Consider the following 14058-nt stretch of genomic DNA (forward strand, 5'->3'; position numbering starts at 1 on the left):
GTGTTTTCACAAAACACAACGATTGCACTGTTCCCAAACAAAATGGGTAGTATTTATCAACATTTCAATGCAAGAACCGTTTTCAAAATAACTATTCTTCTCGTAAGGTATATTCAAAAGACTCAACACTATCAAAAGAAATAGTCACACTATCTTGTTTAAATTGATCCGTGGTAATTGTTTGCGTACTAGATCCTAGCACATCATTCTTACGTAAATCTTTGTCAAAAACTTCAAATTTAATCTTACTACCTTCTTCTACCTTGATAGAGGTACTTTGCTGCCACGATGGTTGTAAGTTATTCTTCTGCACTTTTGTCGTATGCTGCTTTTTCCAATTGCCATTCACCCACGAATAAACAACAACAAATGAATCTGGTTTGGTCGTTTTTCCAAAACCAAAATCCCACTTCTTCTTGTTCTTTTTGCGTTTCGCATATGTCGCCTTTTCCAAATACAAAGTACGCACTATTTTTTGTGGTTGTACCTCAGCAACAGACTCTTCCTCTTCAACAGCGGCAACAGGCTCTTCCTCTTCAGGATTCTTCGCAATAAAATCTTCGGTGCTATCGGTATCCTCTCCGCCAAAATACACGTCTTGCTCAGGTTCAGGTTCAGGTTCATCTTCATCAGAGGAAGCGACAGAATCAACGGGAGATGTAATTCCATCAGCATCATCATGACTAGGATAAGAGAAATCGCCTAGCAACAGTGCCACAGAGAAAGGTTCTTCCTCATCAGAAGTGGCTTTTACCGTAAATACCCAGCCTTCTTCTTCCCCGTCTGGATCGGCGTTCATTTTTCGAGGATAGACAAAAATAGTTCCTTCGTTGTAGAAATAGGCAACTGTAGTCGTTGTATGTACACTGATTTTATCTACGTTGTACGGAGAATAGCGGATAACGGCCCCCACTTTTTCTAGATCAACGGGACCAATGTTGCTAACAGAAACCACATACTCACCCTCTTCTTCGTTTTCAACATCCATTTCCAAATACGCCGCATCATGTACCTTAAAATGTTCTGCATCTGCCGAAATTTTTTGATAGTCACCAAAACGCCCTAAATAGTACACAGTGGCCGTAACAGGTGCATTTTCTTCTTCTTCATCGAAGTACTGATTGAACACTTCGCATTCTAATTCATAGTAGACGGTAGAACCTGCTTCCATCGTAAGCAATTCAAATATAGTTCCATCCTCTTCAATATGGTCATACTCTGCATCTTCATCAGCTTCTTCACTGGCAATATCTCCTGTCGTAGTCATATCTAAACCAAAAGCAAGGCTTACAACAAGTTGTACATCACGAACCTTTTCAGAAGTAGTGTTGCTAATTTCAACAGTGTAGTGGATAGATTCGCCCACAACAACAGGACTTTTAATTTTATTGATGTGAATGTGTAGAGGTGTGGTTGCCAGTATTACATTGGCAATACTCCCCCATAAAATTCCTAGAAACAAATAACTTATTCTCATAATCTTCAACCTTGATAAACAACTATTGCGACAATACTCTAAACATAAAAACAGAAAATCTGGGCAAATGATAAAATCACAGTAACTTCTCTTCAGCCATGATAATGATTTTAATATTTTCTACAATATTTTTTATTTTAAATTTTTAATTTTTTAGGTTGTTAAGAGGTACATTAGTTGCATTACAAATATGTGATAAACATTTGTAAGTACTGTTAAAAATAAAAACCAAGTCCTTCATATTTGAAGGTCATAGGAGGTTAGACATGTTTATGCGAATTACTCTAGTGGTGCTTATTGTGTCTATTACACCTTTGTATGCGATTCGTCCCGGGCAGACGAAGAAGTACCGTGTCTGGGAAGGAAATACTGATCGGCACTACACATCAAAAAATGGGCTACGTGCTTTTACCATCTGGGTTGGCGATGATCAAACAGTTGTAGAAGCACAATGGCATGAAGAAGTTCGAGGAGGCTACAAATGGGTGTTGCGTGGCAAAGCCAGAATCAGTGGTAAACATCGACGTTTTTCGCGCACAGTTTATTTGCGGTCAAGGGAGAATTTTCGTCTTACGGTAAAGGGAATTCGTTCGTCACGCGGTAAACGAAAAATTTGCTACTATTGGATACGCTGTGTGGATAATCCTTCGCCTGGGGTTAGTATGTACAATAGCAAAAATTTGCAGGATCTTCGAACGTGGTTCAAAGCAGGTCCTTACCAATATTGGTACTGGGGTGGTTGTGCAACATGGGTGATGGCCAATCCACTTGATAAGCAAATTTTTTTGTTCGACGGTTATGTTAGTAAAGCGACTATTGGTGGGGTACGAAATTTCGACTATGTCAAGGTCGAGCGCAAACGTGTCGCACGCTTGGTAAATTTACTACGCCATTTCATTGGCCGTGGCTACAAAGTGGAAAGCATTTTGACTTCTCACAAACATGGCGATCATCTGGGAGATATCCCTTATATATTGGGAGGCATAAAAGCGACTACGGATAGCGATTTTATGCGAACAGGGATCGCTCTTACCGGCAAAGCGCAAAAAGCGAAAGTCTCTATTGTCATGAGTTATGATGCTTCTTTTGACCCATACTATGGTAAGTCTGGCTATGATAGCAATTATCTCAAGCCAACGCGCAACGACATATCAATGCCCACTTTTCATGATAGATACACAAATGCTTACAATCCTCGTTTTTCACAGATTAACGGTCAGAGGTTTTCGGTGGGAACCGCGTATCGATTTGGCAAAGTGATGATTCGGTCTTACATTTGGGACCATGGAAATATCGCAGATGGCGGTCCTGGGTCGCGAGGGGGACTAAGAACCTTGGCGTATCGCATTACTCGTGTTGATGGCCAGAAAGCAGCGAGTGTATTTTTTACATCGGGCTTTTGCGAAGATATCTCTTTCGTATCTACGCTTCTTTTGAAATTTATCAGTTGCCATCATATTATTTTAGCGTGGAACGGACATGAACAAACCGCACAGGCCGCAAAAGTAGTCAATCTATTGGATCATAGTCCTGTAAAATACAATTATATATTTGCCAATCACACAGACAACAATTCAAACCCAGGCGGAATGACAGATGAGCGCGATGAAGTCATTGATATGTTTGGTATGCTGATTGAAAAAGGTATTATCGCAAGCGACCATGGAACCATTACTTCTCGCATTAAGTGGCTTGGACAAAATCGCCAGGTGCGCTTGGGGGCTTTTTCGAATAGGGTAGGAGTCGATTAAATAGCATACGCTTTGAACCCGGGCTCGGAAGCGGGCTCGGGCTCGGAAGCGGGCTCGGGCTCGAAGCGTGTATTACTTTTGTTCAATAATCGCGCGTTCATTTTCGAGTTTTTGTCGTAACCAATATGGACGATCGGTGGTAATGGATTCAACACCAAGGGATTGAAAATAGAGTGCTGTTGCTTTATCATTGATTGTCCAAGTATGGTATTCAAATCCAGCGTCATGGATAGCGTTTACAAACTTTTTTCCAACCAAAAAAGTGGCAATGCCATCAATTCCATCCGCATTTATCTGCCGCAAAGTCTCGAGAATTTTTTTCGTGGAAGGGATGCGCCGTTGCTGCTTTTTCTTCAAAAAATTTGAAAGTAAATACACTTTCATCAACGGATAGTATTTTTTTATTTCTACAATGACCTGCTTGTCAAAGGCAATAATGACAATTTGTTTAATATCTATTTTTAAGTCCACTATTTCCTGGGCAAGAAACGGAACTATTTTGGCACTGCTTTTGATTTCTACATAGATTTTTTTCCCGTCAGGTATCGTGGCCACCACTTCCTGAAATGTTGGTATTTTTTGTCCTTGCCACTTTTTGTCTTTCCAAATTCCCACATCTAATTTTCGTAGTTGTGCAAGAGTGGAATCGGCCACAACAAGGTTTTGCTGTGCAGTTCTTTCTGTGGTGCTATCGTGAATACATACGATTTTATTATCTTTTGTCAGGCGAAAATCACCTTCTATGGCATCTGCACCTTTTTCCCAGGCGAGTTCGAATGCCGCTAACGTGTTTTCAGGGGCGTCCTTAGATGCTCCGCGATGTGCAACAATATCGGGAATCTGAGCAATAGATAAAGACATCAAAAATATAAAAACAACTATATTCTTCCACATGTTATTCCTCAATTCTTTAGATCGTTGTAATGTATGAATGAATTTATTTTAGCATGAAATTTGCCAATAGAGAAGTAACCATAACTACATTTTTTTGCACTGTTGTTGCGAAGTACTCATAATAAGTCAACGGATATCGAAACTACGATGGTAAAAATACTCTTTTGCTCGACTACTTCGCCTTTTCAAAATACCCATTGTCAATCATTTGCTGGAAGAAATCGACAACCGACTCTTTAAAGGGACGATATTTCATACCAAGGTCTTTAATTCCTTTACTATTGTCTGCATCCCATCGGTAGTTAATATTGCAACTGATAGATTTGCGTGTCAGAGCTGGGTTTAAAATCGGACCAAACATCCACACAAGGGCCTTGGGAAGCACTTTCTTCGGGAAAGGATACTTATTACCGAAATGTTCACGTAAGATCGCTGCAATTTCGGGAAAACTCGATCCACGTGCGGAGATAATATAACGTCCTTGTGCTTCAGGAACAAAAGCTGCTTTGAGGTGAGCTTCGGCAAGATCACGAACATCAATAACTCCAAGGTTCCAATTAGGCGCTCCCGCTTTTGCCGTACCATCTCCCATCTGTTTGATGACAGTAAAACTCTCTGAAGTTCCAAAAGGATTCACTCCTGGTCCAAGCACAAAAGAAGGATTTATAACCACCATATCCCATCGTTCCTGGGCTTGACAAATTTTCCACGCTTCTTTTTCCGCCAAGGTCTTGGAGTAGTAGTAGGGTTGATGCTTTAACGAAGAGGTAGTGTTCCAATCTTCTTCCGTAAACTTACCGGAAGGTTTACTTTCGAGATCTTTGTTATCTCCATAAATCGCCGCACAACTACTAGTAAGAACAACTCTAGTGACAGATGCCGTTTTGTTCGCCTCTTCTAAAACATTTTGTGTACCGAAAACAGCAGGCTCCACAAGTTCTTTTTGTGGATCTTTTACGTTTAAGAAAAAAGGTGATGCTGTATGAAAAACAATCTGACAACCTTTCATAGCGTCGGCATACGAACCGTTGTCCATTAAATCCGCTTTGAAGTACTTTATTGTTCCAGGGGTATCTTCAGCAACGGCATCAAGATATTTGAGCTTTTCCTTGTTTTGTGGTTGGCGTACTGCTGCGTGTACGGTAAGGCCTTCCTCTAGTAGTCTTTTGACAATCCATCCTGCCACATAGCCCGTTGCACCGGTCACCATAACTGGTTTACTTTTATCGATATTCATTTTTTTTCCTTAATATTCTTAAAAGACACATCGTCTCCTAATATTAAGAGACGCCCCGTCTTTTGTCAAATGTTTTTTCTACGGATTTATTTTTATTTAAGTAAACTCATTGAATCTATTAGAAGAACTAAGGTTTGCCGTTGCATGGACATGAAAGTTGTGAAAAAAAATTTTTTTTTCGGATACACGATTATTTTTTCTCCAAACCTATAGGTGTACATCATCAACGAAACTCATTTTTTAGATAGGGAAAATTACAATGAAAAAGATAGCTACGATTTTACTTGTTTGTTGCTTGAACCTTGTGAACGCCACAACCGACTTTGAAAAAACATTCACAATGGGCTTTGAAATCGCAACAAATCCACAAAACAATCCATTTAATGATGCCGCACATGCTCTGTCCGACTTGTGGCAATTACACAACAGTTATACATTCGATATGTTTGCTAATGAGCAAATCGAATGGCAAAAATTATCTGTGAATAGTATGGAAGACTTTAGAGAAGGCGCAGCGATTGTAAACACGAATACCCGAGAACTATTCTTATATCTTTCCATGGTAAGTGATACACAAATTAGACACTTAGCGTTAAATCTCTCCACATTCAAAATTTCCTTATTTGACAGTGATCAAATAAAAGACCTACTGTGGATTTATCCCAAAGAAATCCCGATGACAAAATTTGTATCTACCACAACCACGAGGTCTTCTCGAATAGTGAATGGTAAACTCAATATGGATATCGTACTAAAAAGTTCTAAAGACGAGAGAATTCATAATTACCCACTAGGTATATTTCTTTTAGATGATCTAGATATCCAAGTACAAACACAGGACGCACAAAAGAACCAAAAACAATTTTCTGGTTTCAAAAAGAGTGGTGAAGTAATCATGGATTTTGATGCAAATGCTGGGGATATAAACTTAAAAGCACAATCAACAACAAATAAATTCGTATATGTTTTTATTTTCCGGCTCAATGTGATGAACATAGATATGGGCCACTAGTAAGATTCTCCACGGATTCTAGAAATTATCGGGCAAACAAACTTAAATGTTTGTTTGTCAAAACCGCTTCCGCATAAAATCCACCAAACGGAAAACAATATCTACAAACACGATCCAAAGTCTAATTCTCGCACTCGCGGTAAGTCTTCGATGGCTTTTTGTTCACAAGAATAGCTGAAGGTAGAAAGTATACTACTCACACCGCAACGAGCAAACACGTCTTTTGCAACAGTTGGAACATCTACAAGTAGTAAAATACCGCCGTAAAGAGAAAATTTATCCATGATGTCGATAAGTGTTCCTATAAATGCCGAGCAAACTTCCTGTACATTGCCAAGACTTAAAATTACATTCTTGGGTTTTCTATTCTCTTGAATCGATAATTCGCTTAAATCCTTTAACACAATACAGCCATCAGAGTCAGTGCCCGTAATCCGCACATTTTTTGTTGTAATATGCAGCAACATGATATTCTCGTTACTTACCGTTATTTGCTTTTGAACCCAAAAATTTTTAGACATATTTTGCTACTTTCCATTAGGCTAAAGTCTGTTTTTCAGTAACGATAAATCTACTTCGCAAATTCAGTAAGTTTTTCACTTATTGCCCACAGCTTATCGCGACTTTCTCGGTCATACGCCTGAGGAAGAGCTTCGCTTTCCTGTAACCCGTTAAAAAACTTGCCGTGTATATTTTTATCATCCGTTGTTACCAAACGAACGATAGGCTCCACTCCTTGGTTCACCGAACCGCGAGATTTTCCAAACATTTCTTGGGCAATCTTTGTGTTCAGCATTGAGCCAGGATGCAAACATGTGACAATGACATTGGTGTTTTTTAACTTTTCGGCTAGGTCAAATGTAAACATGATCATTGCGATTTTACTTTGACGATATGCGCGAATTCCATCGTATTCTTTTTCTAACATCAAGTTATTAAAGTCAATATGATATTGCCCTAAAGAGGAGACATTTACAATGCGCCCTTGTGATTCTTGTATTTTAGGCAGAAGAAGATGTGTGAGTAAGAATGTCGATAGATAATTGACTTGAAAACACAATTCTAAGCCATCATGGCTTACTTTACGCTCTTCTCCTCCGGCCATACCCGCATTGTTGATCAAAACATCAATGGGAATTTCTGCCATTTCATCCACCATTTTACGTATATCAGCAAAAGAGGACAGATCTGCTTGGTATCCATAAATATTTGTATTTTTTGTCGATGACTTGATATCTTTTATCGTTTGTGCAATTTTCGTCTCACTTCGTCCATGTAAATGTATACAAAAACCCTGTTGTGCTAGATGAGTGGCGGTCAATTTTCCAATGCCATCTGTAGCACCCGTTATAAAAATATCGCTTGTCATTTTTCTTTCCTTTTATTACTTTTCACCACAGAACAGCACGAAAACCAACACCGTTCTCCTAGTTATTATTAGGCCTTAAAATATTTTCATGCTATTATACTTTTACTGCATAAGAGAAATCTAAAGAAAAGGAAAACTATGGAAAAAATCATATTATTTACAGGCGTCATCCTCTGCACATTACTCTCAAGTTGCGCAAGTATTCCCCAAGGTGTGCAAGTTGTTCGTGACTTCGAGGCAGATAAATATTTGGGAAAGTGGTACGAAATTGCTAGGTTAGATCATAGCTTTGAACGCGGACTTAGTAACGTCACAGCGACATATAGTAATAGAGAAGACGGTGGTATAGATGTTATGAACAAAGGTTACAACCTTGAAAGTCAGAAATGGCAAGAAGCCAAAGGAAGAGCATACTTTGTCGAAGAAAAAAATGTAGCGAGTTTAAAGGTCACTTTTTTCTGGCCATTTTATGGCGGTTATAATGTAATGGAGCTAGATCGTAAGAATTATTCTTACGCAATGGTTTGCGGTCCTAACCGTTCTTATCTTTGGATATTGTCCAGGACAAAAACGATGGAACCTGATCTTCTCGACCGACTGATGGAAATGGCAAGAAAACTTGACTTTGACGTAGACGATTTAATTATCGTACAACATGATCTTTCCGACCGCTGATGGTCATTTGAGGGACAAGTGTACACCAAGCTTGTTTCTCAACCACCGTGCAAGAGTCAAACTTTATAAAAAAACATAAAACTAGTCCATCGTTACAATGAAGTGAGCTGACAATGCAAACAATAAAAGCGAAAGTCCTAGAAGAAATTTCGAGTAACACACTTTACGATGCCTGCACATTTTATTTGGAGCAAGATGCATATTCTATTCGCAACTCTGCCTTTCACAACTGTAGTTTTCGTTCGAGCGTCAACTTTGAAGATTTGGAAGGGTGCCGCTTTGAGAATTGCAGCTTTTCAAACAACTTTCGTCTAGATTTATCTGGCCAAAGTTTACAAAAAATTCCCGATTATGTTTTTGATCTTACAGAATTACAAGAGTTAAATTGTGGGAGCAATAACCTAAAAGTGTTACCACAAAAAATCTCCCAACTAACAAAATTAACAACCCTTGAGTTAGGTTTTAACGAAATCGAAAATCTTCCACCACAAATAATGCAAATGATCCATCTAAAAAAATTTAGCTTCAGCGGTAACGGCCAAGATGAATTTCCCCTAGAAATTTTACAACTCAAAAATCTCGAAGTGTTGTTTATTTGCTGTAATCGTCTTAGAAGTATTCCATCAGACATAGAACGGTTATCTCGTCTACAATATTTGGATTTAAAGTTCAATAACTTTACACATTTTCCCATAGAATTACAAAAACTACCTAACCTCAAAGAGTTATCGTTTTCTAAAAATGCAGTCAAAGAGCTGCCTGAGGAAATTGGCAAGCTACATAATCTCGAAATTCTCAACCTCAGTGAAAATCCCATTTCACACTTCCCAAAGGAAATGCAACAACTTAAAAAATTAACCACTCTATATCTAAGAGACTGTGAACTACGCCTTATTCCTTCCGCGACTTTACAGTTGCCAAGTCTTGAAACATATGACTTGAGTTGGAATAAAATTTCGCAACTTCCCTCACAAATAGAACTACCTAAGTTACGCTCACTTAAAATGTATAGCAATCAACTACAAGATATTTCCATCATACTGCAGCAGCTTCTTTATCTGGAAGAACTCGAATTAGGTACAAATCAAATAAAACAGCTCGGTAGCGAAATAGGCAATTTGACACAATTGAAAGTTTTAGGATTAACTCATAACCAACTGCATAGAATACCGACAGAGATTGGTCAACTAAAAAAATTGGAAAAATTAGCACTGCAAAACAACAAGCTTTGTGAACTACCCAACGAAATTGGTCAGCTACACAAACTGAAAGAATTAGAACTACAAAAAAACCAACTCAACCGACTACCGAATGAAATTGGCCAGCTACAAAGTTTGACCATATTCGAATTAACAGGAAATAATCTACAAGAGTTACCTCCAGGTATTGGCAATTTAATCCATTTAGATCGACTAAATTTAAGTGACAACCATTTGCGAAAACTCCCCGAGGAAATAGGAGGGGCACAAAAACTACGCGTATTGAAGTTAAACAACAACCATCTTCAACGGCTGCCTAATTCCATAGGAAATTTATCAAATTTGCTCATTTGCGCATTACAACACAATCAAATACAAGAATTACCGGATAGTATGGCGCAATTGACAAAATTAGAGTATTTGCACGTACAACAAAATCCAATTCGCGAATTGCCTGAAGCGATAAAACGCTTATTATCTAAGTGACAACATTGGCGAGAGGCTTCAAAATTTGCCAATATCTTCCCTCTACTTGTTTAACTTTTCTTTGGCGGTGTCGTATCCCAAACTCACCGCTTTTTGATAGAGTTTTTCCGCGCGCTTTTTGTCTTTTTTTACCCGCCAACCATTTGCGAATATTTTACCGAGTAAATAGTAAGCCTCTCCGTTTTTTCTCTCTTTTACCAGTAACATACGCGCAATACGATAATCACGTCCCAACAACTTCCCATACATATAGTTTTTTGCTAAATAAACATGTGCTCCGGGAACGTCACTTTCACAAGACTTCCATAACAACTTTAGCCCGCGTAGTAAGTTATCTTTTTGCGCTAAATAAATCTTACCTAACGCAAACATTGCAAAGGCGTTTTTGTCGGTATCAATCGCTTTTTGATACCACTTGATCGCTTCATCAGTATTGTTTTTTTCTAAAAACATATCACCTAAAAGCACCATACTTGCCGAATTTCCTTGTTTGGCTGATTGTCGCCGGTAGACCAAGGCTTTGTTTATGTTTTTTTCCGTACCAATACCTTCTTCGTACATACGTGCGACAAAATAAGAAGCCCAATGGTATTGATCCGAAACCTCAAGAAACATTTTTAGCGCTTGTTTTTCTTTTTTAAAACGCGGTGTTCGCAAATAAATGTTTGCTATCGATTCTATACATGGGGCAAATTTCTGAGCGGCGCCATATTCATAACTTTTAATGGCTTGTGCTGCGCGATCTTGGTGTTCAATCGCACCATACATATACAGTCGTCCTTTTATGTAAGACATATATTTGTTATTCACATTTGCCTTAGGTAAATAAACCTTGAGAATTTTGCCTACGCGTTCGTCTTCGTCGTGCCGCGTCATTAAGCGAATGTATAAGGCTTTTAGCAAATGATAGCGTGGGGTGAAGTTTCTTTCACATACTGTTTTGATCAATTCCCAACCGCTGTCGCGTTTATTATCAATAAAAAAATTAAAAGCCTGGATGAAAAGTCTTTCGTCATTGGTCATCTCCCGCGTATTGTAAACCAAGTTTTTGTACTTGAAACGTAAATTGCGGTATGAACTAATAAAAATGGTAATTCCTACACTACAAACAATCGTAAACAACAAAATGAGCACCAAATGTTTTTCCACCCACTTGTAGAACTTCCTTTGGCGTTGTAGTTTGTCACGTGCGATTTTTTCACCGCGCAGGAATTTTTCAATATCATCACCGAGTTCTTTCGCACTTCGGTAGCGCATATTTTTATCTTTTGCCAGTGCTTTTGCGCAAATAAAATCGAGTGGCTTTGGTACGATTTGTTTTATAGAGCTAGGTGGCAGAGGATCTTTGTGTAAAATTTGCTGCGAAACTTGGGTAATGGTGTTGCCACTAAAAGGAGGACGCCCCGCTAAAAGAGTGTAGAATAAAGCTCCCAAAGAATAAACATCGCTGCGTTGATCTATCGAACCAATTTTACCCTCCACTTGTTCTGGCGGCATATAGAAAATGGTACCGATCATCGAGCCTGTCACCGATAATTTTTGACTGGCATCTTGCAGTTTTGCTAGTCCAAAATCCATTACTTTTGGTTCTTCATTTTCATCCATCATAATATTGGCGGGCTTGATATCGCGATGAATAATTCCTTGCTGGTGTGCAAAGTGAATGGCATTGCAAATTTTGATCATTAGCGCAGCGATTTTGCGCGTTGGTATGGAAGAGTCAGTTTTGACAAAGTGGTCCAGTGGTACGCCGTTCACGAAATCCATTGTGAAGAAATATTTGTCTCCGTCTTGGCCTATATCGTGAAGAGTAACAATATTAGGATGTTGCAAACGCGCCGTTGCTTTTGCTTCGCGAATAAAGCGTAGATTGTTTTCATGACTGCTGCGAAGTAGAACTTTTATAGCAACATCTCTATCTCCGAGAGGGTCTTTTGCTTTATAAATAATCCCCATACCACCGCGACCGATCTCATGTAAAATTTTATAACGACCGATCTGTTGTGGAATATTATTTTGCGTAATTTGTGTTTGAATTTGTGCCACTTGTTCGTTATTGAGAAAACCTTCCTCAAGTAAAATATCACTTAGAGTACGCTGCGGATTACTTTGTAGCAAACTCATGCAGTGTGTCAGTATTTTCGTATCGATCATCTTATTACTGAGAGCTATTTGACCAAACTTTACGTCCTTATTCACTTTTACTCCTTACACTTAGACACAACAATATAAAATTATTTTGTTTGTTTTACAACATATCGCGATAAGTTGCGATATAAATTTTACAACTTGTGCCCGGAAAGAACAGGATCGAAATCGGAAACAGAATCGGGATCGGGATCGTTTTCTGATACTTCGGCATATATTTTGCATTTCCTATGATAGAAATATTCCCACTTATTCCCACAACAGATTATCCTGCTGTTTATTCAGAAAATACTTACAAGGGAGCAAGATTGAGTTTAGCAGTGATCGGAATATTTCTTAACCAGGTTAAGTCAAAGCTAACAATGGTAAAGGAGATTAGATATGCGTTTGGAATTCTTTTTATTTATTTTTTGTGTCATTATCTTGTCTTGCCAGAACAATGTCACAAAAAATAACCGCACGTATACAAGTACAAACGAATCGCACCAAGCGGAATATACAAATCGGCCCCCGTCATCTCCAACAAACAAAATAATGACGCCACTCATTGGTTTTTACCAAAATAGACTTCCTAAAGAAGTGTACTGTGTTACGGTGGATGAAATCTTAAATCAAGATACCAACAAACCATCGCAATTGTCTAAATTTTTGCAGTTTGAATTATCTCAAGAGATTAGTCAACGCAAATTTTTTAAAGAATTTCCGCGAGGGGAGTATCAAAAAAGAATTTTAGACGAACAATTACATTCTGACTCAGATGCCTTCGAAGCAAACGTCTCTCCCATCGGGAATCTGAAAGTGGTGGACGGGATTTTGCAGGTCCGATATTGGGTAGATGGTGAACAAATAAAAATATATTCCACCTTACTCCACATAAAAAATGGAGAAAATTTAGGTACTTTTTCGGGACAAATTGCCAAGGGAAGCATACCCGAAAAGTTTTGGAAACCTTTGGCGCTAAAAATACAAAAGAAAAAGCTGCGCCCAAAAAATCCCCAAGCAAAAATTCACAAGGTGTGGACGGAGGAGAATGTCTACGAAGGATCACAAAATGGTATAAAAATACATACAAAAATCGAAACGCAAAATTTAAAAGGAAAGTCCATACAAGTTGCCGCATACTTTGCTCTTTTAGACGGTAGATTTTTAAAAGACTACGATGGTTTGTATAAAGCTCGTTCAGGACATGTCGCTGCTAGTAAAAAAGAGACAAGCACAAGCGACAACAACTTATGGAACGACTTTACGTTATTTTTGCCCTACAGCCAACTACACCTTTCTCCCGGTGTACACAATCTAAAATTTTACATTTCGATTTTCCATGGAAATAGCAACCTAACAAATAGCTACTGGGTAAATTTTCGTTATACCCAAACAGGAGCCTCTGCTGCTATTCATAATGTATGGGCGGATGTCAATGTATATCATAATTTTCAATATGGAATGACCATTCACACGAAATTTGAGGCGCGTTACTTAAAAAAACAGCAGATAGGTGTTGTGGCCTACTTTTTTTCTGCGGACGGACGACCTCTTAGAGATTTTGATGGACGCTTTAATGACGCGACGGGAAATGTTGCCGCGGCAGGAATGGACTACGCATTGTACGATGTGAGTACCTGGGGAGACTTTAGGCTGTTTTTTCCCTACGCTCAACTCCATCTTTCTCCGGGAAGATACAACCTGAAATTTTATGTTGCCATTACTCACCAGTCAAAAATCATTGCGACCAGTAAGTGGTTTCATTTTCCCTTTGTACAACCGCTTAGATAAAATATCTAGACAAGATTCGACTCTCATTCCAAGAGCT

Annotated in this window: 11 protein-coding genes; 5 read left to right on the forward strand and 6 right to left on the reverse strand. The window is 38.7% G+C overall.

Translation table 11 applies throughout. The features are described from left to right. Positions 1–91: 91 nt before the first annotated feature. On the reverse strand, positions 92–1477 hold the full coding sequence (locus UABAM_RS14435) for a C2 domain-containing protein (RefSeq protein WP_151968711.1): 1386 nt from the start codon (positions 1475–1477) through the stop codon (positions 92–94). A 266-nt stretch (positions 1478–1743) separates the two neighbouring features. On the opposite strand from UABAM_RS14435, the gene UABAM_RS14440 reads away from it, so the two are divergent. Continuing rightward, positions 1744–3228, forward strand: a complete 1485-nt coding sequence (locus UABAM_RS14440) for a hypothetical protein (RefSeq protein ID WP_151968712.1) — start codon at positions 1744–1746, stop codon at positions 3226–3228. A 72-nt stretch (positions 3229–3300) separates the two neighbouring features. Here UABAM_RS14440 and UABAM_RS14445 read toward each other — a convergent pair whose 3' ends face one another. Further along, positions 3301–4122 (reverse strand): glycerophosphodiester phosphodiesterase, encoded by an 822-nt coding sequence (locus tag UABAM_RS14445; protein ID WP_151968713.1) that lies wholly within the window; start codon positions 4120–4122, stop codon positions 3301–3303. 172 nt (positions 4123–4294) lie between these two features. Beyond that, the gene (locus UABAM_RS14450) at positions 4295–5359 is read right to left on the reverse strand and encodes an NAD-dependent epimerase/dehydratase family protein (RefSeq protein ID WP_151968714.1); all 1065 of its coding nucleotides are present in this window, start codon (positions 5357–5359) and stop codon (positions 4295–4297) included. A 259-nt stretch (positions 5360–5618) separates the two neighbouring features. Here UABAM_RS14450 and UABAM_RS14460 point away from each other — a divergent pair, with 259 nt between their 5' ends. Beyond that, positions 5619–6371, forward strand: coding sequence for a hypothetical protein (locus tag UABAM_RS14460; RefSeq protein ID WP_229759401.1), 753 nt, complete (start codon positions 5619–5621; stop codon positions 6369–6371). A 101-nt stretch (positions 6372–6472) separates the two neighbouring features. Here the strand turns inward: UABAM_RS14460 and UABAM_RS14465 are convergent, their stop codons facing one another. After that, on the reverse strand, positions 6473–6892 hold the full coding sequence (locus tag UABAM_RS14465) for an STAS domain-containing protein (protein ID WP_151968717.1): 420 nt from the start codon (positions 6890–6892) through the stop codon (positions 6473–6475). Between the two features lie 50 nt (positions 6893–6942). Beyond that, positions 6943–7740, reverse strand: coding sequence for an SDR family NAD(P)-dependent oxidoreductase (locus UABAM_RS14470; RefSeq protein ID WP_151968718.1), 798 nt, complete (start codon positions 7738–7740; stop codon positions 6943–6945). A 138-nt stretch (positions 7741–7878) separates the two neighbouring features. Between UABAM_RS14470 and UABAM_RS14475 the strand changes: the two genes are divergently transcribed. Together UABAM_RS14475 and UABAM_RS14480 are read left to right on the forward strand one after the other, a co-directional pair. Beyond that, on the forward strand, positions 7879–8415 hold the full coding sequence (locus UABAM_RS14475) for a lipocalin family protein (protein WP_151968719.1): 537 nt from the start codon (positions 7879–7881) through the stop codon (positions 8413–8415). Positions 8416–8528: 113 nt separating this feature from the next. Then, positions 8529–10100 carry a leucine-rich repeat protein gene (locus tag UABAM_RS14480; RefSeq protein WP_151968720.1) on the forward strand — a complete coding sequence of 524 codons (1572 nt, stop codon included), beginning with the start codon at positions 8529–8531 and terminating at the stop codon, positions 10098–10100. 42 nt (positions 10101–10142) lie between these two features. Here the strand turns inward: UABAM_RS14480 and UABAM_RS14485 are convergent, their stop codons facing one another. Continuing rightward, entirely contained in the window at positions 10143–12299 is a 2157-nt protein-coding gene (locus tag UABAM_RS14485) for a serine/threonine-protein kinase (RefSeq protein WP_151968721.1), read from the reverse strand. Positions 12300–12629: 330 nt separating this feature from the next. Here UABAM_RS14485 and UABAM_RS14490 point away from each other — a divergent pair, with 330 nt between their 5' ends. After that, a complete protein-coding gene (locus UABAM_RS14490; protein WP_151968722.1) occupies positions 12630–14021 on the forward strand; it encodes a hypothetical protein in 1392 nt (463 codons plus the stop codon). Positions 14022–14058 lie beyond the last annotated feature (37 nt).

The organism is Candidatus Uabimicrobium amorphum (assembly GCF_009002475.1).
GTDB lineage: Bacteria > Planctomycetota > Uabimicrobiia > Uabimicrobiales > Uabimicrobiaceae > Uabimicrobium > Uabimicrobium amorphum.

Coding starts and splice junctions, on each gene's coding strand:
- UABAM_RS14475 (WP_151968719.1), top strand. CDS start 7,879: ATGGAAAAAATCATATTATTTACAGGCGTCATCCTCTGCACATTACTC.
- UABAM_RS14440 (WP_151968712.1), top strand. CDS start 1,744: ATGTTTATGCGAATTACTCTAGTGGTGCTTATTGTGTCTATTACACCT.
- UABAM_RS14470 (WP_151968718.1), bottom strand. CDS start 7,740: ATGACAAGCGATATTTTTATAACGGGTGCTACAGATGGCATTGGAAAA.
- UABAM_RS14445 (WP_151968713.1), bottom strand. CDS start 4,122: ATGTGGAAGAATATAGTTGTTTTTATATTTTTGATGTCTTTATCTATT.
- UABAM_RS14435 (WP_151968711.1), bottom strand. CDS start 1,477: ATGAGAATAAGTTATTTGTTTCTAGGAATTTTATGGGGGAGTATTGCC.
- UABAM_RS14480 (WP_151968720.1), top strand. CDS start 8,529: ATGCAAACAATAAAAGCGAAAGTCCTAGAAGAAATTTCGAGTAACACA.
- UABAM_RS14490 (WP_151968722.1), top strand. CDS start 12,630: ATGCGTTTGGAATTCTTTTTATTTATTTTTTGTGTCATTATCTTGTCT.
- UABAM_RS14465 (WP_151968717.1), bottom strand. CDS start 6,892: ATGTCTAAAAATTTTTGGGTTCAAAAGCAAATAACGGTAAGTAACGAG.
- UABAM_RS14450 (WP_151968714.1), bottom strand. CDS start 5,359: ATGAATATCGATAAAAGTAAACCAGTTATGGTGACCGGTGCAACGGGC.
- UABAM_RS14460 (WP_229759401.1), top strand. CDS start 5,619: ATGAAAAAGATAGCTACGATTTTACTTGTTTGTTGCTTGAACCTTGTG.